The following is a 22,261-nucleotide window of genomic DNA, read 5'->3' as shown; positions in this document are numbered from 1 at the left end:
ACCTCCGAGGGCGGAATAAGCACTAAAAAACAATTTCCATGGACAATTAGCAAATTCCTTCCAGGGATTCGGCGCCATTCGGCATCATTCAGCATCATACGCGAATATTCGATAAATTTACTGTTATACAAAATTTTTCTAGTTTTATCTGAAAATAAGCAGGGGATTTAGCCCAGGTCTAGAATTAGAAATAGTACTAAATGCCTTTTATGCATGCCAAGCAATCCTTCCAATCACCTAATATCTGAAGCTATCGCACCTATCTATTCCGATAGGATTGGTAGTTTAACACCTAGTAGGCATAAAGACCTTCGATCTTCAGTAGGATGATACCAAGCCCTGAGGTTCGAACGGTACGGCCGGGAGAGGGGGCTTTACACTGGCATTCGGCATCCGATTGCACGTCTGGGGCGACTACGCCTGCTTCACCAGACCCGAAATGAAAGTAGAACGGATGAGCTATGAGGCCATGACGCCTTCCGCCGCTCGCGGGATTCTCGAGGCCGTTCACTGGAGGCCGGCGATTCGCTGGGTCGTTGACCGTATTCACGTTTTGCATGAAATTGTCTACGAGACCGTTCGAAGGAACGAAATCGAGAATAAAATCGCGGCGGGCTCCGTGAAGGCCGCCATGGCGGGCAAACCGGTAGCCCTCTCGCAGGTCGTCACGGAGGAACGTCAACAGCGATCCACCCTCCTGCTCCGCCGGCCGGCCTACCTCATCGACGCCCACTTCGTCTTGACGGAGGAGGCAGGTCCCGGCGACTCGGCCGAGAAACACTACAACATGTTCGTACGCCGGGCGAGGCTTGGACAATGCTTCCATCGTCCCTATCTCGGGTGCCGGGAGTTCGCGGCCCAATTCCGGCTGATTGAAGCTTGGGACCCGCTACCATCGTCCTTCTACCAAGACCAGGAAGCGGTCGATCTCGGCTGGATGCTGCACGATCTGGATTTTCAGGATGGGATGACCCCCCTATTCTTCCAGGCTAGCATGCGCCGAGGCATCATCCACGTGCCGTCACTTCCGCCGAGAGGAGCGATGCCCCTTGATCGTACAGGCGCTTTATAAGCGATATCTGGATCTCGTTCAGGACCCGAACTCCGGTGTATGCGAAATGTACTTCAGCGTGGGCAAAGCGGCCTATATCTTGGAATTGGCGCAGGACGGGACCCTGAAGGCGGTAACGAATGCGAGAGAGCAGTCCGGGAAAAAAAGGGTGCCGCGCTCCGAGATCGTTCCGGAACAAGCCAGCCGGTCCAGCGGGATCTCCCCTTATTTTCTGTGCGACAAAGCCGAATACTTGATCGGCTACGCTCCGCCCGACGCCAAGAAGCTAGCCGACGCGCTCAAAAAGTACGAGGCATCCCGGGAGCTCGCGCAGACTATCCTGGCCGGGGCGGCAGGCGAAACGGCGGAGGCCATCTTAAACTTCTACTCGTACTGGAAGCCGGAGCAGGCCCGAAGACACCCCGCGCTTCAGGACCACCTCGCGGACTTGGACCGCGGGATCGACACGAACATGGTCTTCCGCGTTCAAGGCGCCGCAGAGCCGGCTCATCGCGACCCTAACATCCGGGACGCCTGGATCCGGCATAGGGAGAAGCAGGAGACGGAGTCGGGCTATGACGCCCAGTGCTTGGCGACCGGTCAGCGCTACACCGCGATAGCCCGGCTGCATGACAAGATCAAGGGCGTCCGTCACGCGCAGCAGGCCGGGGCAACGCTGGTCTCCTTCAACTTCCGCTCGGCGGAGTCATACGGCAAGGACCATATGCAAAGCTACAACGCACCCGTCAGCAAAGCCGCTACGTTCGGCTATGCGACGGCTTTGAACCACCTGCTCGCCTCCCCTTCCAATCGGCTCTTGCTCGGAGACATGACGGTCGTATTCTGGTCCGGAGACCACACCGTCGCTTCGCAGACGGAGCCTTTGCTCGCCTCTTGGCTCGCAACCGGAGGGATGACGGGGAAGGCGGGAGCGACGGAGCCGACGGAAGGCACGCTTCCCCACGCGGATGCTCCCTTCTATATTCTCGGGCTCGCGCCCAATAACGCCAGGGTGTCGGTCCGGCTGTTCTGGCACGGCCGGTTCGGGGACCTCGCCCGGCAGCTGAACGCCCACGCCGCCGACTTCTCGCTGGCCGGCCCGGATGAGCCTCGGGACCATACCTTCTACCCGACGCTAACCGAGATCCTCGAAGAGACGAGGCGCGTAGCCGGCGACGGCCGCAAAATCGGAGACGGTCCCCCCGATCGGATCGGCGGAGAGCTGTTCCGGGCGGTCCTGCAGGGAACCGCCTATCCTTATTCGCTGTACACCGCGATCCTCGGACGGATCCGCATGGACGGCATCGTGAACCGTCTGCGGGCATCGATTGTCAAAGGCTATCTCACCCGCTATTGCCGGATTCACAACCACAACCATTTACTGAAGGAGGGATTAATGATGAGTTTGAACGTATCCGCCACGGAGCCCGCCTACCGGCTGGGGCGGCTCTTCTCGGTTCTGGAGCGGGCCCAGGTGGAGGCCGCCCGGCCGGCGAAGCTCCACGCGACGATCAAGGACCGGTATTTCCAGGCGGCGGTTACGAACCCGAGAACGGTGTTCCCGAATCTGCTCAGGCTGGCGAGCTCCCACACGAGCAAGTCAGAATTCGGTCCGCTCCGCGAGCGGGAGATGGCGGAGATCTTGTCCGGCGTCGGCCAGTTCCCGGCCAGGCTGAACGTTCAGCAGCAGGGGTTGTTCATGCTGGGGTATTACCATCAGAAACAGGCGGCTTTCGCAGGGAAGCCGGCCGAGGAAGCCGATCTCAGAGGGCAGGAGCCTGCAAGCGGACCTGCGAGCGAGGCGGATACGCGAAGGGCGAACGAGGAATAACGGAGCACGGATAAAAATAAACGGACGGTGAAGTTGGAATGGCAACGTTGGAAAAAGATCTTCTCCCTTGGCGGGGCGGAGCCGTGTTGCAGCACAGGATCGAATTCTCCCTCTTCTTCGACGTGACGAACGGCAACCCTAACGGCGATCCCGATGCGGGGAATATGCCCCGGCTCGATCCGGAGACGGGGCATGGGATTATCACGGACGTGTCGTTGAAGCGCAAGGTGCGGAATTATATCGAGCTGACCCGGGAAGGACAGGAGCGCTTCCATATCTACGTGACGGAAGGCGGGGTCCTGAACGAGCAGCACCGAAGGGCGTACCAAGCGATCCGGCCGGACGACGCGAAGAGCAAGGAGCTGAAGCCGAAGGACGCGGCCGAGGCCCGGGAGCTGACGCGCTGGATGTGCAACAACTTCTACGACATCCGCACCTTCGGGGCGGTAATGACGACGAAGGTCAATGCCGGCCAAGTCCGGGGTCCCGTGCAATTCTCCTTCGCCCGCAGCCTCGATCCGATCTTCGCCCAGGAGGTGACGATCACGCGGCATGCGGTAACCCAAGAAGGCGTGGACAAAGAACGGGAGATGGGACGCAAGCATATTATCCCGTACGCGCTGTACCGGATGGACGGCTATATCTCGGCGTACTTGGCTGAGAAGACCGGCTTCACCTCCGATGATTTGAACGTGCTCTGGGAAGCACTGATTCATTCCTTCGAGCATGACCGTTCGGCGTCGAGGGGGCAGATGGCGGCCCGCAAGCTCGTCGTATTCGAGCATGACTCCAAGCTGGGTCACGCGCCCGCCCACCATTTGTTCGAGCGGATTCATATTGCCCGCAGCACCGACTCTGCCCCTAGGGCGTACGCCGACTACAGCATCGCGGTGGACCGGGACGGACTGCCGGCCGGTATTACGATTCGGGAGCTGGAGTAGCCGGACTGGCCGAGCCGCCCGCCTGCGGCTCATCTTCCCGCTTCCGGCCGAGCCCGATCCCGACGCGGCCGACCACGTACGCGCCGCCCGGCACCCTGTTAGCGAGCTGCATGAGAAGTGCGGAGCCGACGACGCATCCGGCGAATTGCAGCGCCACGCTGAACACGCCCAAGCTGCGCAGCCCGAACGAGGCCGGGGCCATCGCGAAGACGGCGAGCAGCAGCGGATGCAGCAGATAGATGCCGAACGAGTAGCGGCTGATCCATTCCAGCACCGCGGGAATTCGCCTCATGGAGGAAGCCGCGGCGAACAGGAACACGATCATGCTCGAGGCGAACAGCAGCATGTCGATGCGCTTGGACGAATGTGCGGTGATCCACCCCTGCCCGTTCACGAGCAGCACCAGCGCCCCGGTCGCGACCGGCAACCCGTAGGCGGCGAGGCGGAACCGCTTCAGCTGGTCGCGGAACCAGCGCTCATGCCGCCCCAGGTAATACGCTCCGGTGAAATAGAACAGCCAGCCCGGGAAAAACAGCCAATACATTTTATCCCAAATGTAGTGGAGGGCGGCGGAGTCGCCCGGCTGGGTGAAGTTGAAAAACGCCAAGTAGGCGACGTTGATCGCGAATGAGACAGGCAGTACCCGGCGTGGCGACAGTCGCCCGGCTAGCCGCTGGAACACCATGTGCAGGGCGTAGAACTGGAAGATCACAAGAATGAAGTACCCGTGAAAATCCCCCAGCAGCAAATGCCTCCAAAGGTAGTACCACACCGCCCCCACTAGCGGCAATCCTTCCCGTCCGGCCAGATCGAGCCCTTTCAACCCCGCATAGAGCGTACCGAAGATGACATACGGCAGCAAAATGTATTTGATCCGCTTGCTCCAAAACCCGGCTGGGGTGCCCGCCGGATAAGCGAACGACAGCACGAATTGGGAGATGAAGACGAACACCGGCGTCCCGAACGTCAGCAGCAGACCGATCGACTCCACCCAAGACGTCTCTCCGTCGTAGACCCGGTACAGCGCATGCAGCAGTGCGATGCTCAGGCAGGCCACGCTGCGCAGGACGAACATCTCCGCATTGATTTTCCGTTCCATGACGAATGCTCCTCTCCCGCTCTCATGTCCCTACGGCGCCCGGGACCGGCATACCGGCCGCGATCGTTTTCTCCAGCCCCATGGCGAGCGTGTGGGACGGCTTCCACTGCATCAGCTCCAGCGCCCTCCGATTGTTCAGATAGCTGTGCACGATGTCGCCCGGACGCGCCTCTTCGTAGTGCGACTGGATCGGGCGCCCCGTCAGCTTGCCCATCAGTTCGACGAGTCCGTTCACGGAGGTAGGTCTTCCGGAGCTGATATTGATCGTCTGGTTATCCACCCTCCGGTCCGCCTTCACCGCCGATAGCACCGCGTCCGCCACATCCTCCACATACACGAAGTCCCGGGTCTGCTCGCCGTCCCCATATATGATAGGACGTTCGCTCCGCATCAAACGGTCCAGGAACACCGACACGACCCCGGCTTCCCCCTGGGCGCATTGCCTAGGCCCATAGACGTTCGCAAACCGGAGAATCGTATACTTCAGCCCGTACATGCCGGCGAACAGCCGGATGTACGATTCGGGCACGCTCTTCGATACGCCATAGCACGATGTAGGCGCGAGCGGATGATTCTCGTCGATGCTAAGGTATTGCGGGGCCCCATAGACCGCCGCCGAAGAAGCGTATACGACCTTGCGGACGCGGTGCGCCTCACACTGCCGAAGCACACTCAGCGTGCCGAAGATGTTCACGCCGGCGTCGAACAGCGGATTGCGCTGCGACTCCGCCACGTTGATCTGGGCGGCCAGATGGATGACGGCGTCCGGCCGCTCCCGGGCGAACACCTCGTGGAGCGCCTCGTCCCGGATGTCGTGCGTATATAGGACTGCCGCAGGATGCACGTAAGCCGCGCCGGACGCACCGGACAAATTATCGACAAGGACCGTCTCGATGTGCTGAGCCAATAGCCGGTCCACAACATGGGACCCTATGAATCCCGCTCCCCCGGTTACTAGTACTTTCATCTCAAAATCTCCCCAAAGCCCGTAATGGCGTTGTTTGGAACACACCAAGGCTCCTATGGTTTCATAAACTACAAGAATCATAGATACGAAGGAGTGAACCACAATGGCTGCTTCTCCTCTTCCGGACGGCTCGGTCACGACCGCCAAGCTGGCGAACGGAGCCGTGACGTCCGTCAAGCTCGATCCCGAGACGAACGGGTATGTGAACGTGCGCTCGTTCGGCGCGGCCGGTGACGAGACCAAGGACGATACGACCGCGATTCAGAATGCGATTGCGAGCGGGACCGCTTCACGCAAGGGGGTCTTCATCCCGGCGGGTACGTACAAGGTCTCCTCCGGTCAGATGCGCAACCCGGCGAGCTCCGAATGGTGGTGCATTCGGGTCCCGTCCGGCGCCAACCTGCTGTTCGAGCCGGGAGCGAAGCTCGTGCTCGCGCCGAATGCTCCGTCGAATACCCGGGTGCTTGTGATTTTCAACGCCGCCGACATTACGGTGGCCGGACATGTCGAAATAGACGGAAGCGCTTCAACGGTACGCACCGGTGTGAACGATCAATTGCACGGCCTGTTCGTCTCCAGCTCGCAGAATGTCAGCATCGAATCGATTTATGCGCACGACTGCTACGGCGACAACATCTTCATCGGCGGGACCGAATCGGCTCCCTCCGTCGGCGTGCAGATCGGGTACGCCCGCTGCGAGACGGCCGGACGGAAGAACTTCGTCGTGCACTTCGTCGACCGACTGCACGTGAACCGCGCCGTCCTGGACAACAGCCGCGGCGGCGCGCCGGGCTTCAAGGGAGCGAACTCGCTTGACCTCGAGCCCGACGAGTACAAGGGCACGCGCCCGTTCTATCAGCGGTTCGACTCGGTGTCGACGACCGGCTACGGCAACGACCTCTCGGCCGGGCTGTCCGATGCGATCGCCAAGCTGTGGACGCTCGACATCGGAGCCCTCGACATGCGCGTGGCCGGGACGACCGAGCCGGCACTGCTGTCCTACGGGCTGACGCTGAAGATCGGGCACCTGTCGATCCAGTCGACGGACCACAGCGCAGCTTATGGCCTCCAGACGCTGTACAGCCAGTTCATCGACGTAACACGCGCCAGGTTCGACGGCATTGGCGGGCCCGCCGTCTATGCCGCGGCGAGCGGCGGCGGCAAGCCGAGGCTCCGCCTGGGCTCGCTCGAGCTGTACGGGGCGGGCTCGCCGAACGCGAGCGGCATCCGGATCGACGGCGGCGACCTGTACGTCGGCACGATGGACGCCCAAGACTTGAGCGGCCCCGCCCTGCACGTCTTCGCGACCGTATCGGACACGATGGCGACGGTAGACAACATGCTGGTGCGCAACTGCGGCGCGAACCAAGCGGTGCTCTTGTCGTCCTACGGGACGGCGAGACCTTATGTGCGCTTGAGCAATATCGCTGTCTTCGACTCCCGAACGGCCAAGGTGAAGCGCGTTGTGGAGTTCGAGACGCTCGCGGCGATGCAGGGCACTTCGCTTGGAACGCTCTACAATCCGGCACAAATCCCGGAATGGCATTCCACGTACGGCAACTTCCAGAAGGCACTCCGCCTCGCAGGCGGCACGGTGCTGCCTTCGGTGTTCCTGGTGGAGGGCTCGCCGGAGGGCGTTCTGGCGGCGCCGGCCGGCAGTGTCGCGATTCGGACCGACGGCGGTGCGGCGAGCACGCTGTACGTCAAGGAAACCGGTACCGGTGCGACTGGCTGGAAGGCGAAGTAGCGGGAGGTGTGAGTATCACCGCCGCAAGACGCTCCTGCCGTTCTGAATGCACGTCTCGATCGTATCCATGACCCTGGCCTGCTCTTCGTCCGTCATCGCCGACCCGGAGGGCAGGCAAATGCCGTTCGCGAACAGCTGATCCGACACGCTGTAGCCCTCGAAGTACGGGAAGTACGGCGAGCTCGCGAACAAGGGCTGCAGGTGAAGCGGCTTCCAGACCGGCCGCGCCTCGATATTGTTGCGTTCGAGGCAATTCAGCAGCTGACGCGCCGACACCTGCGCGTATTCTTCATCTACGGTGATGGCGGTAAGCCACCGGGTGCTGCGCCCTTCCGGCGACTCGGGCATGAAGTGCAGACCGAGAATCGGTTCGAGCCTGGCGCGGTACGCCTCATAGATCGCCCTTCGACGCTCCACCCGTTCCTCCAGCTGCTCGAGCTGCCCCCGGCCGAGCGCGGCGAGGATGTTGCTCATCCGATAGTTGTAGCCCAACTCGGAGTGCTGGTAGTGCGGCGCCGCATCGCGGGCCTGGGTCGCCCAGAAGCGCGCCCGCTCCAGCGCCTCGGTGTCGTCGGAGACGAGCATGCCGCCGCCGGACGTCGTGATGATCTTGTTGCCGTTGAACGAGTACACGCCGAACCGGCCCCAAGTTCCGCTCACCTTGCCCTTGTACGTGGCACCCAGCGATTCGGCGGCGTCCTCGATCAGCGCGATACCATAGCGGTCGCAGATCGCGGCGATCGGCTCCAGATCGGCGCTCTGTCCGTACAGATTGACGACGACGGCCGCCTTCAGCGGATAGCCCTCGTCGGTGATCGTGCGGCACGCCCGCTCGAACGCCAGCGGGCACATGTTCCATGTCTCCGGCTCCGAGTCCACGAAGACCGGACGGGCCCCTAGGTATAGGATCGGGCCCGCGCTCGCCACGAAGGTGAGCGTGGAGCACAAAACGTAGTCGCCCCGTTCGACGCCCGCCAGCCGAAGGGCGAGGTGGATCGCGGCGGTGCCGGAGGAGAGGGCGAGCGCCCCCTTCGACCCGGTCATCGCGGCGACCTCCCGCTCGAACGCATCGACGTGCGGCCCGAGCGGGGCGATCCAGTTCGACGCGAACGCGTCGTCGACATAAGCCTTCTCCCGGCCGCTCAGATGCGGCGGGGACAAGAGGATGCGCGGCGGCAAGTCGCCGGTGCGCGGGATAGGTTGTGGCAGGCTCATCTGGAGCATCTCCTTCAATGGCATAGTGCGGGATGGCGATAGAGGGGAAAATACTCCCCAAGATCGGCCCCGCCTCCGAGCTCGGAACGAAGCCGGTCGTACAGCTCGGGGAAGAACACGCGCCGGCCCAAGTAATACTCGAGCGGCGGCAGGTGCGTCCCGAACCCCTTTTTGAAATCGAACAGCCGGTCATCGCCCCGGTACCCTCCGCCGAGGTGGAACTGCTCGAAGCCATGCTCGATGCCCCACAGGGCCGCGGCGTGGATGAGCAGCTTGGTCGGTGCCCAATGCAGGTAGTCCCGGTTCCATCCGCTCAGGTGGTAGTGCATGAACGGGTGCTCGTGCATTACGAGGCAGGCGGCCACCGTCTCCTCCCCGTGGCACACTTCGAACAGCTCCAGGCGTCCCGCAAGCAGGCGGGCGGTGTTATGCAGGAACGGGCGGGGAAAATAGTAAAACGGATCCGCCTGAAGGTCCTGCATCGTCCCGTAATACAGCTCGATAAAAGTGTCCATCCGTTCGCCCGGCGACGTGTGCCGGATCGTGAGCGGAGAGGAGCGGAATTTCCGCACGTTTTTCTTATGATTGCTGCAGTAGTGCTCGAGCAAGCCGGCCTCCGATTGTCCCCGCAGGTCTATGGAGGCGGTATGCCGGCTCAACCGGGTCTCGACCCCGGCGTAATCGCGGGCATTGCCGAGCAGCGGATGAAAGCGGACAAACTCGGTCAGGATCCGGCGTTCCCGGGCATACTCGAAGAAGGCGTCCGAGAAGGCGATCATCAACGCTTCACGCTCTCTTCCCGGAGGGAGGTTCGAGATCGGCCCGCCATACCCGTAGGGCGATGAGATGTCGTACCAATCCCCCGGCAGCCCTAGCGTTCGGACGGCAGGCAGATGGTTAACGGCCCTAAGCAAATAAGGGTAAACGACGAGCCGGCTGCCTTGCCGAAAGACAAACAGCTCCGCCTTTTGCTCCCCCTCCGCTTCCCCTCCCTCCACCTCGTACAGGCGGGCGTACTCGGCGGTGTAATAGATGTCCCGTTGCGGCAGGCGGGCGATCCAGTCGTTCCACTCCTCGGTTCTCGAGCTCGGAACGATCTCGTAACTCGCGAGATCAGTAAGCTTCATACAGCCCCGCCTCCTTCTCCAGCATCCGGATCATGCGTACGCTCTCGCTCAGCCGGACGAGCCGCGGATCGGCATCCGCGAGATGCGCGTCCGGCGACAGCACGAGCAGGCGGCGGCCCGTGCCCAGCTCCAGCAGCATCCGGGTCCATCGGCCCCCGGGATCCCATTCGCCGTCCTTCGCCTGGATCCGGTAATAGCGGTCGCCCAGCCGGCCGACTTGGGCAGTGCCTTGCGAGGTCCGCAGCTTGAACGAGGAGAAGCCGTAAGCGGCATGATGGGCCTCGGCCATCGGATAATCCTCGATGACGAATCGCACGGGCTCGCCCGTGAAAGGCCCCCCTGGTCTACCATCACACTCCTGGGGCTCGAGCTCCCCCTCGTACCAGTACGTCCGGCCCGATTCGACGAACCCGAGCCGCCGGTACCAATCGTAAGCGAGCCGGTTCCAGGCGAATACGTCGAGGGCCAGCGTCCGCACGCCCTCCTCGCGGGCCAGCGCTTCCCCGTAGGCGACGAGCCGGCGTCCGATGCCTTGGCTGCGGCACTCCCCCTCCACATTGAGGTTGTTCAGCACGAGCATCTGCTCGAGCCGCCGCCATTCGGCGAAGCCGAGCAGCCGCTCCTCCGCGTAGGCGCCGATCAGCAGCGTCGCCGCGTTCGGCCCGCACCGGGAGGAAGCCCGCAAGTAGTCGGGGTACCCGGAGCAGGCGAAGATCGTATGGCTGTACTCCCTCTCCGGCATCCCCCGCTTCAGCAACCGGCACGCCGTCTCGATATCGTTCTCCTGCAGAGGACGTAAGATCACGTTCATGCCGATCCCTCCTTCCCGGCCATCCGGTGCGCATCCAGCGGCGGATCCTGCTCGCCCGGATTCGCCACGACGCCATCCTGCCTCAACACCTTCAGCACCGTCCGACCCAATATCGCCAAATCCTGCCGCAGGCCGAGCCCCTCGACATAGGCGATATCGCAGGCGAGCCGCTCGTTCCAGCCGAGCCGGTTGCGTCCGGATACTTGTGCGAGCCCCGTCATGCCGGGGCGGACGGTGAACCGCAGCTTTTCCCGCTCGGAATAGTAGGGACCGTAGCGCATCAGCAACGGGCGCGGCCCGATCAGGCTCATATCGCCCTTCAACACGTTCAGGAGTTGGGGCAGCTCATCCAGACTCAGCCTGCGGATCCATCCCCCGAACGGAATGTAGCGCTTGTCGTCTGGCAGCAGCTCGCCGGCCGCGTCGTATAGATTGGCCATCGTGCGGAATTTGTAGATCCGGAACGGCTTCTCGTGAAGTCCCGGGCGCAGCTGGCAGAACAGCACCTCCCGCCCCAGCTTGATCCGGATCACGAATGCGACGACGGCCATGACCGGGGAGAAGACGAGCAGCAGCAGGGCTGCCCCCACGATATCGAAGCCTCTTTTCCAATACACATACATGGGCGTTCGCCTGCCTTACTCCTGAAATAATCGTTCGCGGATGGACCGCACCTGCCCCTGGTCCGCGCTCCAGTAATACACCTCGTCCCCTACGAGCGGGTCATGCCCGAACTGATCCTTGCCGGGAATTTGCTCATATGTAAAATCTTCCGCCTCCATTCCCCGGAACAGCCAAGCGAGGCTGAGCAGATCGCTGTCGGCAAAGCTGGTGTCGAGGATGTCGTCTCTGCCGGTACGCAGCAGGCCGGCGAGGTCAGGCAGATGCTCGGGTCGGAGCAGCTGCTTGGCTGCCGCCCGGACGATGCGGAATTGCTCCCGCTGGCGCCCGAAATCCCCGTCGGCGAGCGTATACCGCTCCCGGGCGAGAAACAGCACGTGCTGCCCGTCGAGCCGCTGGGCGCCCCGCTTGATCGTTATCTCGGGCGTGATCGTCACGTCCTGCTCCACCACCATGTCGAGCCCGCCCATCGAATCGATGAAATCGATGACGCCGGCGAAGTCCGTCTTCATGTACTGGTGTACCGGAATCCCCAGGAAGTCGCTCACCGCCTGCACGAGCGTCAGAGTCCCCTGCCGGTTGCCCCCCTTGTTCTCGCCGACGATATGGGCATGGTTGATTTTCGTATAGCCGACCCCCTGCACATACACCCGGGTGTCCCTGGGGATGGACACGACATTCACCTTCCGTTTCTCCGGCATGACGTGCGCCACCATGATCGTGTCCGCACGGGCATGCTCGTCGCCCCACGTATCGGTACCGATTAGCACGACGTTGAATGACGAGGAGGCGGTGGCCGGCGCCGGCGACGCCGCTGCGGCTGCGGGCGAAGGTGCTAGGGCGGCGGACCGCTCAGCCGGGAAGTTGGACGGCCCGGAGGGCTCCGCATCCGATGAAGCGGGCTCCGTATCTTCCGGCGCGACCGGCAGTGGGACGGTCAAGGCGTTTCCGGCCAGCGAGCGAAAGTGCGTCTGCGGGTCCAAGGACCGCGCCAGCCCGGTTAACCAAACGCCGCCCGCTATAAGCAGCAGAAGCAGGCCGAGCCCCAGCCGCTTCCATGCCTTGCGTTTGAGAGGCTTTCCTGCCGGCAGCCGATTCGCATACGTTGCCTTCTCAGCGGTCTGAGTCTCATGTGCCTGCATGGGCTTCCACCTTCACCCGCTCCGGCGCCGCCGCAGGCGGTTCCTCCTGCCCGCCCAAGTAGCTCGGGACGAGCTGCTTCAGCAGCCGCTTGACTTGCATACCGCTGACGGCGTATTCGTGCCGGCTGCTCATATTCTCCAGGACGCCGAGCACGAGCGCGATCTCGGCCCTCGAGATGCACGAAGGGCGGCTCATCAGGATGCGGTCGTACTTCGTTACCGCTAGCCCCTCCTCTTCGGTGAGCAGCTCCTCGTACAGCTTCTCGCCGGGCCGGATGCCGGTGAAGACGATCGGGATGTCCTTCTCCGGCTCCAGGCCGGACAGCCGGATCAAGTCCCGGGCGAGATCGTAGATCCGCACCGGCTGGCCCATGTCTAGCACGAATACTTCGCCTCCCTGCGCCAGCACGCTCGCCTGAATGACGAGCTGTACGGCTTCCGGGATCGTCATGAAATACCGGACCATGTCCCGGTGGGTGACCGTGACCGGGCCGCCGTTCTCGATCTGCCGCTGGAACAGCGGAATGACGCTGCCCCGGCTGCCGAGCACGTTCCCGAACCGGACGGCGGCGAACGCGGTGGAGCTGGAGGCGTTCAGGTCATGGATGATCATCTCCGCCACGCGTTTCGTCGCACCCATGATGCTCGTCGGATTGACCGCTTTGTCCGAGGAGATGAGGATGAAGCGCTTGACGCCGTACTTGTCGCTCGCCTCCGCCACATTGCGCGTTCCGAGCACGTTGTTCTTGATCGCCTCGATCGGGTTCAGCTCCATGAGCGGCACATGCTTGTGCGCGGCGGCATGGTAGACGATCGTGGGTAGGTGCTTGTGAAACACGCTGTCGAGACGGGAAGCGTCCTGGATGTCGGCGATGATCGGATGGACGCTGAGCTCCGGGAACCGCGTCCGCAGCTCCTGCTCGATCAAGTAGATGCTGTTCTCCCCGTGGCCGAGCAGCAGCAGCTCCCGGGGCCGGAATGCGGCCAGCTGCCGGCACAGCTCCGATCCGATCGAGCCCCCGGCCCCGGTGACGAGCACGATCTCGTGCTCGAGGCTGCCGCGGATCTCCCGGGTGTCGAGTCTGACGGGCTCCCGGCCGAGCAGGTCGTTCACCGATACCTCGCGGATCATGTTGACCGCCATTTTGCCGTTCAGCATCTCGGCGATGCTGGGCATGAGCTTGATCTGTGCCCGGGTCGACTTGCAGATCTCGATGATTTCCGCCAGGGCGGCTCTAGGGGCCGCCGGGAGGGCGATGATGATGTAGCGGATGCCGAGCCGCTCGACCGTCTCGGGGATGAGCCGGCGGTCTCCGAGGATAGGCAGCCCCATGATCTCCAGCCGCTGCTTCGCCGGATCGTCGTCGACGAACGCCACCGGCTGCATGAACTTGAACCGGGAGTGGTTGATCTCCCGCGCGACGAGCAGCCCGGCTTTGCCCGCGCCGACGATGAGCAGCTTGCCGCCGTCTTGGCTTGGCTGCCCGGCGGCTTCCTCTGACGCCCCGGCTCCGAGCGGAGACCGGTGTTGATCGCTGAGCAGCCGGCTGATCATTCGGGCGCCGGCGATGCCCAGCAGGACATAGCCGGCCGCCGAGTACAGCGACAGCGGGAGCCGATAGGCCGGTATGAGCAGATGGACGGTCGCATTCACCGCGATGACGGTGACGAACGTCAGGCAGCTCGCCTTCAGCAGCAGCACGAGCTCCTCTATGCCGGTGTACCGCCAGATGCGGTGGTACAGCTTGAAGCCGAAGAAGCATGCGGCGTGCGCCGCGATGTGAATGAGGATCGCATACGGGAGCATGTGCATGTACTGCGCGGGGATGTTGAAATCGAACCGGAGCGAGAATACGAGCCATACCGATGCCGCTACGATCCCCGCATCCAACAAAGCCAATCGAACCAGACGCGTTCTTCTCACCATGACTTCCACCTTATCGTCCGAATGAACTAACCGATCCGTACATCCGTGTACGATTGTTGCTTCCTAGGCTGGCTCATGGCCGGCCGGACCGACGGAGCTGCCCGAGTCCGGGGCCGCTTGGGCCGGGGCAGTCGGCTTCGCATCCAGCGCTTCTATGTAAAGGGCCTCCATCTCGCGCAGCACGGCGGGCAGGCCGAAGCCCTTGATCCGCTCGCGGCCGGCCTCGCCCATGGCGCGGGCGTGCACCGGATCGTCGCGCAGCCGGCGCAGCGCGTCGGCCGTGGCGCCGGCGTCGCCGACCGGCACGAGCCACCCCGTCGCGGTATCCGCGATCAGGTCGCGGATGCCGCGGATGCGCGTGCCGATGACCGGCTTGCCGGCGGCCATCGCTTCCATGACCGCGCGGGGCAGCCCCTCGCGGTACGACACGAGCGCGGCGGCGTCGCACGCCCGCAGCAGGGCCGGGATGTCGCGCCGGAACCCGAGCGCGTGCACCCGGTCCCGCACGCCGAGGCGCTCGGCGAGCGCGAGGAGCTCCGGCTCGGACGGTCCCGTGCCGGCCAGGACGAGCTGCAGGCCGCGCGCGGATCCCGCTTCGGCCCGGATGCGGCCCAGCGCCTCCACGAGCTGGCGCTGGTTCTTGTTCGCGTTCAGCTCCGCGATGCACAGCACGACGCACGCGTCCGGCTCCTCCGCGAGCTGCGGCAGCCCGAGCGCTTGCCACGCCTCTGCCTTCTCGTCCGCGCTCGGGGCCCCGCCGCCGGGGCAGCTGAGGCTACCGGGGCTACCGGGGCTGCCGCCTCCGTACACGCCCAGGTCGAGGCCGACCCCCGGCACGTACACCGCCTTCCGCCGCACGGGGAACTTGAGCGACCGCTCCCAGTCCTCGCCGTTCATCGTGATGAGAATGTCGGTCCAGCGGGCCAGCAGCCGCTCGAGCGGATAGTACAGCAGCCAGTTCAGGAGCGGCGCCCCGGCGTAGAAATGAAACCCGTGCGCCGTATACATCGTGCAGGGCACGCTGGCTCGGCGAGCGGCGATGCGCCCGAGGAAAGAGGCTACGGGCGTATGGACGTGCACGAGTTGGAACTTCTCGGTGCGGAAGCTCTCCGTCAACAGCCCGAGCGCCCGCCAATTGCCAGCCTGGAGGGGGCTGCGGCTGATCGGGACGTCGTGGCAGACGACCCCCAGCCGCTCGAGCCGCTCCCGCTCCTGCCCCGGCTGCGCGTAAGCGTGCACTTCGCACCCGTGCTGCTGCAGGAGCTCCATGTAGGGCAGGTGGAAGGCGCCAAAATGTCCGTAGATCGAAGCGACGAACGCCACCTTCCGGGATTGTTCGTGAGGAAGAAAGGCCTTACTCATGCGCTTACCCTCCTTTCGTTTGACTGGGTGAACCCTTCTGTCGGGTCGAATCCGTCAAGTGAATGCAAGCCGCGTTCATGGCCATCATGAACCACCAATACCGCTGGTACAGCGCTTCGATGCCCATGGACAATCCGATCATGGCGGCATGCGCGAGCAGGAATGCCAGAATGACCGGTCGATGAGTCGGCTCGGCCGCCCGGTAGGACCGGATGCCGACCAAGAAGTACCAGAGCATGAAGCCGCCGTAGATCAGGAAGCCGATGAGGCCGAACTCGGTCATGAACCACATCGGCGTGTTGTGGATGATGATGCGCAGCTCGTGGTTGTACGTGCCGAGGCCTATGCCGATCAACGGGCTTTGGGCGATCCACTCGTACGCTTTGCTGATGATGTCGAGCCGCGACTGGATTTGCGAAGGGCGGCTGGCCATCGAGCCGAAGACGTCCAGGTACGCGGTCCCCTTATAGAGCAGCAGCGCCGCGAAGGCTACCACGAAGCTGGCCCCGATCCGGATCAGCTGCTTCGGCTTCGTCACCGTGAGGGCCATCAGCACGAGCGCCAGGCCGATCCAGGACGACCGGGAGAACGTCATCAGGATGCCGCCCGACAGCGTAACCGTTGCGAACAAACCCATCCACCCGCGGAGCAGTCGAACCGGTCCGCCGCTCGTCAGGATGTGGACCGCGAAAGCCGTAACCAGCAAGCCCCCATAGGCGTTCGGATCAATCAGCATGCCCGCCAGCCGGCCGTCCATCACCATGAACGGGATTCGTACGCCGCTGAAGAACGCGAACAGCGCGACTGCGTTCAGCCAGACGACGCTAAGGAGGAATACCCGCAGCAGCCGGTACAGCCTTTCCCACGTATCGGTGACATGGATGAGCAGGATGTATGTCAGCAGGAGCAAGAGGAAGCCGACGTCTTTTTGCAGCAAAGCGTACCTTGGCAGGAACCCGTTCCATACGATGGATACGCCCGAAGCGGAAACGAAGATAAGCAGCATCCCCCAGTGCCACGAGCTGAATTGCCGCCGATCGAGCTTCAGCCTCAGTCCGGCCGCGAGCAGTCCGATCAGCAGGAACATGTCGGAGGGGGCGAACCGGAAGGCTCCGCCGAAATCGAACTGCATCGGCAGGCAGACGATGTACCCTACGACCGCGGCCAGCATGAGCTTGCGGGTCGTGAAAGGGGTCCGTATTGTAGCATGGACGCCAGAACTCGGCACTTGAATCGGTTGAGACGGCATACGGTCGGGTTTCCCCTTTCCTTCCTTTCCTGGCTAGTTAGGCTGCCGCCCTCCCCCGCTCCGCGCGCTTTGCCTTGCGTATCGCAGCCGCCAGCGCTGCGGCGCCGCCTGCCGTCTGTACTCCGGCTGCGGCTAGGGCGCCTGCGGCTGCCCCGACGAGTCCGTGGCCCGGGACGGCCAGCAGGCATACGAGCGCGTTCGCGCTCGCGGTGGCCAGGAACAACGGGACTTGCACCTTGAACTGGCCGGTAGCCGTAAGGGCATACCAGAGGAACGATGCGGCGAAGACCGGCACCGTCGACACGAGAATCCAATGGAACAGGCGGGTCTCGTCCGCCATCGCGGGGCTGTACAGCAGCGCTAACAGCTCCTGCCCGTACAGCCAGCCGCCGGCCAGCGCCGCAGCACTGACGGTGAGTCCTATCGCCATTAGCCGGCGGAGCAATCGGATGAAGTCGCCGTGCAGCCCGGCTGCGTGCCAGAGTGCGAGCCGAGGAGTTGCGGCTTCCCCGAGCGCCGTCACGACCACATTGCAGGCGACGATGAAATAGGAGAGCGAGGCATAGATGCCGAGCTCATGCTCCCCCCGAAAGGCGGCGATCGAGTAGGCCGGAATATTCGCGTTGAGCGACAAGAGCGCCAGCACGACGCCAAGGGGCGCGCAGGCCCGCAGCAGCAGCAGCAGTCGCTGTGCGGTAAATACAGGCCTTAGGGTAGCGAGCTGGCGCGCCCTGCGGCCTTCCAATCCGAGCGTTAGACAGAACCATCCGGTGATCATGGTGAGTAGAGCCAAGCTGAGGCTATGTGTGGGGATGTAGACCAGAGCGATGCTGATCATGGAGAACAAACCTTTGGCCGCTCTGGAGGCGGCAATGGTATCGAGCCTCTCGTGTTTCTGACAAATGCCGAGCCACAGGTCGCTGATCGATTCGATAACGCGCGACACGCTGATCAGCAGGATGATCGCGACCGTCTCGGCTCCGAAGCGGCCCAGCAGGGCGATGGCGCCCGAGATGCCGAAGGCTGCGATCGTGGTGAGGAGGCGCAAGCCGGCATATTCGCCGATCGCGTACCGGCCGGCCACGTCGACCGTCAGCATCGCCCGGAGGTGCAGATGCGACAGCATGAAGACGGGCGCGGTCACCGCGAGGCCCAGCGCGTATTGGCCTACGCTCGCAGGCGAGCCGAACTTGCTCAGCAGCATCACGATGACGAACTGGGCCCCCGCGTATGTCAAGTTGCCGAGCAAGTAGCGCATGGCCGCCAGACGCATCGCGTTATCCTTTCCCCGGACTCGAGGCGGCCGCCCAGTCGGCGAACTCCTCGCTCCGGATCGCGTACGGGCGCGAGCCGCCTCTTCGCCGGTTCAGCACCGCCCCGAGCAGATGCGCGCCATTACGCTCCAGCAGCAGCTTCGCGGCCGTCACATGCTTGTGCAGCACCTTGCCGGATTGGACGACGAGCAGGACGCCCTCCGCCATCTTGGCCAAGGTCAGGGCGTCGGAGAACGGCATGAGCACCGAGGACGCGTCGATGACGATCGTGTCCCAGCTGTCATGCAGCTCCTCGAACAGCTGCTGCATGCCGGCCGAGCCGAGCAGCTCGGCCGGATTCGGCGATACGGGGCCGGACGGCAGCACGTGCAGGCCGGGCGCGTCCCGGATCGCGTACACACAGTCCATCCATCCGGCTTGGTCGACGAGGATGCTCGTCAGGCCGGAGCCGTTCGGCAGGTCGAACGCCTCATGCACGGCCGGCGTCCGCAGGTCGCCGTCGAGGAGCAGCACCTTCCTCCCGCTTTCCGCCATCGCGGCCGCCAGATTGACGGCCACCGTCGACTTGCCTTCGCCCGGCAGCGAGCTGGTCACCAGCACGGAGCGGATCTCGCCGCCGACGCGGGAGTAGCGGATGTTCGTCCGGATCGTGCGGAACAGCTCCGCGTTAGCGGACTTCGGTTGGGCCAGGCAATACAACCTGGGTATGGTTTTCTTCATAGCCGCTTGCTCCCTCCGCAGGTTTGGTTTTCGGGGCCGGCTTGCGTTTGCGCGGCTTCAGCTTGCCGAGCGTGCCCAGCAGCGGCAGCTGCAGGTCGAGCTCGATGTCTCTCGCGCTGTTCACCGTCTTGTCGGCCATCTCCCTGAGCATCGAGAGCGCGATGCCCGCCATGAACGCCAAGCCGAACGCGACCGTCATGTTGAAGTAAGGCTTCGGGGTAATCGGGATCGGCTGGGACGGCACCTTGGCGGAATCGAGGAACAGGACGTTCTCTACCCCCATGATCGAGCGGATGTTGTCATTGAACGCTTCGGCGAAGCCGTTCGCGATGTCGGCCGCCCGCTGCGGATCCCGGTCCTTGGCGACGACCGTCGTCACGAGCGATTCACTGCTCGTCCGGGTCTTCACTTGCTCGAGCAGCTTCTCCGGCGTCATCTCCAGCGAGAGCCGCCTGACCACCTCCTCCGCAATCCGGTTGCTTCGGATGATCTCCCCGTAGGTCGTCACCAGCTTTTGCCCGGCTACGATGTCCCCCATCGCTTGCGCTTGTTTGTCCCCCTGAATGAGGAGCGAGGCGGTCGCCTCGTATTCCGGCTTCAGGACGTAGTAGCTGACGTACCAGGCGAGAGCGAGCGCGCCGATCGACAGGGCGGAGATGAACAGCAGACGGCGTTTCAGCATTTTCCACAGGCTGCCCAGTTCGAATTCCATAGCGATTCTCCTTACGGCGGGATGTGTTGCAGGCTTGGTTGGTTTTGGTTTGCGGGATCGATGGGCCTTGCATCGGGCTTGATACATTTCGTGATTGCTGTACTATCTTATTCTCGTCCTTCCATGTTATGTCCAATTTGCAATCCGTTTTTTTGGGGGAGTTTAGGGAGAACGGATGGGTTGTCCGAAGGGTTGTCCGAAGGATTGTCCGAAGGGATCATACGTTCGGCGGGGTTGTAGAGTAGAAAAGTCTCTTTAGAGCGTGAGTTCGGGCTTTCGGCGGGGCTGCAGAGTAGAAATGTTACTTTAGAGTGCGGGTTCGGGCTTTCTGCGGGGCTGTAGAGTAGAAAAGTCTCTTTAGAGCGTGAGTTCGGGCTTCGGCGGGGCTGCAGAGTAGAAAAGTTTCTTTAGATCGCGGGATCTGGCGGGCAGCGGGGCTGCGGTCACCTTCAAATAAACGATTAACGGCAAACTTTGCTGCTAACCCTCCAGCCCCCACAAACAAAAGCCGCCTCCGTGGCGAACCACCGGAGACGGCTTTCCGAGCTTAACTCTTCAATTAGACATGACATGGTTTCAACCCACATCCCGCAGGGGATGACCTTCTTGCAGAAGTTCCTATGAACAATACATTCGCCGTTCAAACCGGAACTCCTGCTTATAGACAAAATTTTCTGATTATTTAGCCCCGCTAACCACCCGATCCATGTCCATCCACAACGCTTTGAATTATGCGGAGTAATGGCCAACACAGCCTTAACCCCCACCTTAAACGACCCATGCCAACCACTAAAAGAACCTTGTATATGTCGCCGCCCATTCTATATTATGATAAAAAGACTCGACACCGTAGAGGAGGACACCCGATGCATGTCGTCATCGTCGAAGATGAGAAAGAAATCCTGGCCGGCATGACCGAGGTCATGGCCGAGCTGGTTGACGGGCTCGACCATGTGCACGCGTTCGACAATGCCGAGGAAGCCATCTTGCATATTCAGGACCACGCTCCCGAGGTGATCATCACCGATATCGTGCTGCCGCATGCCTCCGGCCTGGAGTTGATTGAACGGGTCGTGACCAAAACGTACCAACCGAAAACGATTATTGTAAGCGGATACAACCACTTCGAATATGCGCAACAAGGGATTCGGCTCGGCGTGCAGGACTACATCCTGAAGCCGTTCGACAAGCAGCGCTTCCGCTCCGTCGTACTCGGCATGATCGAGGCCGTCCGCGAAGAGGACGAGGCGCGGAAGCACCGCGACCCGGCCGCCTCCGAGCTGGGCGCCAAGGCGCTGCGAGACAAGTTCCTGCACGGGCTGTGCCTGCAGACGACCGCGCTGCACGAGCACGTGTACCATCGGCTCATGTTCTGGTCGCTCGAGTGGCTGGCCGCGACCGACTACGCCGTGATCGCAATCGACGCCGCCGGACACGGCCGGTCCCGTGCCGAACAGGAAGCCGACCTGATCAGCTTCGCCATAGGGAACATCGTAGACGACATCATCCGGGAGTTCACTCCTTCCGTCCTGTTCCGCAACGCCCGCAATCAGTGGTGCCTCATCGCAGGCGCGGCCGACACGGACCGGCTCACCGAGGAAGTCGCCGAGAAGATCGCCCTCTACAACAAGACCACCGTCCGGATTGGCATCAGTGTCCCTGCCGGGGGCGTGCAGTCGCTCGCCACCGCCTATGAGCAGGCTTTGCAGGCGCTGCAGGTGTGCAGCCTGAGCAAAGGCCGGACCAAGCAGTATTACGCGGAGCTGCACACCCGCACAAGCCTCCATACAGGGGCGAAGGGGCAACAAACGTCCCCCGAGCACATCGCTCAAGCGATGCTGGCCGCCGACGCGGCCACCCTCACGGCAGCGGTAGAGGCGCTGCTTCGGGAGCTGGCGCTGCGCCTCCGCACACCCGACCTGCGCGAGCTGTCCCGCGCCGGGCTCGAATGGCTAGCGGAGCTGCACGCCTCGCTCGCGAGCCGGGTCGAGAGCAGCCTGCACCACGTGCCGCTCGAGCTCTGGGAAGCGCTCGACCGCTGCGACAGCTTTGAATCGCTGCAAGCGTGCATGAGCGAGTACGTGGTGCAGCTGGCGAGGAAGATCAACTCCACCACCTCGCACTTCATCATCGAGAAGGCGAAGCAGCTCATTGAGAAGCGATACGCCGAGCCGATCACGCTCCAAGGGATCGCCGAGACGCTGTCCATTCACCCGGTCTGGCTGAGCCAGCTGTTCAAGCGCGAATGCGGCGTCAACTTCGTCGACTACTTGGCCGACGTCCGCATCGAGCAGGCCAAGCGGCTGCTGCGCGACTCGGAGCTCAAGATCTACGAGATCGTCCGTGCGGTCGGTTACCAGGATCTGCAGCATTTCGGCCAAATTTTCAAGAAGAAAACCGGGCTGTCCCCCAAAGACTACCGCATGGGCATCGCCCACCCATTCGACCGCTAGAGGAGACCGGAC

The 22,261-nt window shown here is 62.9% G+C and carries 18 protein-coding genes; 5 read left to right on the top strand and 13 right to left on the bottom strand.

Translation table 11 applies throughout. The features are described 5' to 3' along the window. Positions 1 to 397: 397 nt before the first annotated feature. From cas5c to cas7c, 3 genes are read left to right on the top strand one after another with little or no spacing between them, the layout of a single operon-like run. Positions 398 to 1,072: a type I-C CRISPR-associated protein Cas5c gene (gene cas5c, locus ACI5FR_RS04445; RefSeq protein WP_483875158.1), complete on the top strand. Its 675-nt coding sequence runs from the start codon at positions 398 to 400 to the stop codon at positions 1,070 to 1,072. Then, positions 1,050 to 2,882: a type I-C CRISPR-associated protein Cas8c/Csd1 gene (gene cas8c / locus ACI5FR_RS04440; RefSeq protein WP_405450840.1), complete on the top strand. Its 1,833-nt coding sequence runs from the start codon at positions 1,050 to 1,052 to the stop codon at positions 2,880 to 2,882. Before cas5c ends, cas8c begins: the two co-directional genes overlap by 23 nt. 38 nt (positions 2,883 to 2,920) lie before the next feature. After that, a complete protein-coding gene (gene cas7c / locus ACI5FR_RS04435) occupies positions 2,921 to 3,823 on the top strand; it encodes a type I-C CRISPR-associated protein Cas7/Csd2 (RefSeq protein WP_405450838.1) in 903 nt (300 codons plus the stop codon). On the opposite strand, the gene ACI5FR_RS04430 is transcribed toward cas7c, so the two are convergent. Next, on the bottom strand, positions 3,801 to 4,922 hold the full coding sequence (locus ACI5FR_RS04430; protein ID WP_405450835.1) for an acyltransferase family protein: 1,122 nt from the start codon (positions 4,920 to 4,922) through the stop codon (positions 3,801 to 3,803). The two genes, cas7c and ACI5FR_RS04430, sit on opposite strands and share 23 nt — an antisense overlap. A gap of 22 nt (positions 4,923 to 4,944) precedes the next feature. Beyond that, positions 4,945 to 5,889, bottom strand: a complete 945-nt coding sequence (locus ACI5FR_RS04425; protein ID WP_405450833.1) for an NAD-dependent epimerase/dehydratase family protein — start codon at positions 5,887 to 5,889, stop codon at positions 4,945 to 4,947. A 103-nt stretch (positions 5,890 to 5,992) separates the two neighbouring features. On the opposite strand from ACI5FR_RS04425, the gene ACI5FR_RS04420 reads away from it, so the two are divergent. After that, positions 5,993 to 7,636 (top strand): glycosyl hydrolase family 28-related protein, encoded by a 1,644-nt coding sequence (locus ACI5FR_RS04420; RefSeq protein ID WP_405450830.1) that lies wholly within the window; start codon positions 5,993 to 5,995, stop codon positions 7,634 to 7,636. Positions 7,637 to 7,651: 15 nt separating this feature from the next. Here the strand turns inward: ACI5FR_RS04420 and ACI5FR_RS04415 are convergent, their stop codons facing one another. From ACI5FR_RS04415 to ACI5FR_RS04365, 11 genes are all read right to left on the bottom strand, one after another. Next, positions 7,652 to 8,851: a DegT/DnrJ/EryC1/StrS family aminotransferase gene (locus ACI5FR_RS04415; protein ID WP_405450828.1), complete on the bottom strand. Its 1,200-nt coding sequence runs from the start codon at positions 8,849 to 8,851 to the stop codon at positions 7,652 to 7,654. 14 nt (positions 8,852 to 8,865) lie between these two features. Then, entirely contained in the window at positions 8,866 to 9,978 is a 1,113-nt protein-coding gene (locus ACI5FR_RS04410; RefSeq protein WP_405450825.1) for a GNAT family N-acetyltransferase, read from the bottom strand. After that, positions 9,965 to 10,789 (bottom strand): GNAT family N-acetyltransferase, encoded by an 825-nt coding sequence (locus ACI5FR_RS04405; RefSeq protein WP_405450823.1) that lies wholly within the window; start codon positions 10,787 to 10,789, stop codon positions 9,965 to 9,967. Before ACI5FR_RS04405 ends, ACI5FR_RS04410 begins: the two co-directional genes overlap by 14 nt. Then, complete coding sequence (locus ACI5FR_RS04400) at positions 10,786 to 11,412, bottom strand: sugar transferase (RefSeq protein WP_405450820.1); 627 nt, start codon at positions 11,410 to 11,412, stop codon at positions 10,786 to 10,788. Before ACI5FR_RS04400 ends, ACI5FR_RS04405 begins: the two co-directional genes overlap by 4 nt. A 15-nt stretch (positions 11,413 to 11,427) precedes the next feature. Continuing rightward, the gene (locus ACI5FR_RS04395; RefSeq protein WP_405450817.1) at positions 11,428 to 12,552 is read right to left on the bottom strand and encodes an LCP family protein; all 1,125 of its coding nucleotides are present in this window, start codon (positions 12,550 to 12,552) and stop codon (positions 11,428 to 11,430) included. Beyond that, positions 12,539 to 14,479, bottom strand: coding sequence for a polysaccharide biosynthesis protein (locus tag ACI5FR_RS04390; RefSeq protein WP_405450815.1), 1,941 nt, complete (start codon positions 14,477 to 14,479; stop codon positions 12,539 to 12,541). Before ACI5FR_RS04390 ends, ACI5FR_RS04395 begins: the two co-directional genes overlap by 14 nt. A 63-nt stretch (positions 14,480 to 14,542) precedes the next feature. Beyond that, the gene (locus ACI5FR_RS04385; RefSeq protein WP_405450812.1) at positions 14,543 to 15,841 is read right to left on the bottom strand and encodes a glycosyltransferase family 4 protein; all 1,299 of its coding nucleotides are present in this window, start codon (positions 15,839 to 15,841) and stop codon (positions 14,543 to 14,545) included. 4 nt (positions 15,842 to 15,845) lie between these two features. Next, positions 15,846 to 17,090 carry an O-antigen ligase family protein gene (locus ACI5FR_RS04380; RefSeq protein ID WP_405450810.1) on the bottom strand — a complete coding sequence of 415 codons (1,245 nt, stop codon included), beginning with the start codon at positions 17,088 to 17,090 and terminating at the stop codon, positions 15,846 to 15,848. Between the two features lie 37 nt (positions 17,091 to 17,127). Further along, positions 17,128 to 18,363: a lipopolysaccharide biosynthesis protein gene (locus ACI5FR_RS04375; protein WP_405450808.1), complete on the bottom strand. Its 1,236-nt coding sequence runs from the start codon at positions 18,361 to 18,363 to the stop codon at positions 17,128 to 17,130. Positions 18,364 to 18,367: 4 nt separating this feature from the next. Continuing rightward, on the bottom strand, positions 18,368 to 19,084 hold the full coding sequence (locus ACI5FR_RS04370; RefSeq protein ID WP_405450805.1) for a CpsD/CapB family tyrosine-protein kinase: 717 nt from the start codon (positions 19,082 to 19,084) through the stop codon (positions 18,368 to 18,370). Beyond that, a complete protein-coding gene (locus ACI5FR_RS04365) occupies positions 19,032 to 19,796 on the bottom strand; it encodes a YveK family protein (protein ID WP_405450802.1) in 765 nt (254 codons plus the stop codon). Before ACI5FR_RS04365 ends, ACI5FR_RS04370 begins: the two co-directional genes overlap by 53 nt. Before the next feature lie 866 nt (positions 19,797 to 20,662). On the opposite strand from ACI5FR_RS04365, the gene ACI5FR_RS04360 reads away from it, so the two are divergent. Continuing rightward, positions 20,663 to 22,249, top strand: coding sequence for a response regulator (locus ACI5FR_RS04360; RefSeq protein ID WP_405450799.1), 1,587 nt, complete (start codon positions 20,663 to 20,665; stop codon positions 22,247 to 22,249). The last annotated feature ends 12 nt before the right edge of the window (positions 22,250 to 22,261 follow it).

This window comes from Paenibacillus sp. HJGM_3 (genome assembly GCF_045062745.1).
Classification (GTDB): domain Bacteria; phylum Bacillota; class Bacilli; order Paenibacillales; family NBRC-103111; genus Paenibacillus_AA.
Note: the sequence above shows the minus strand (reverse complement) of the source record. Positions and strands in the feature narration are given on the sequence as shown.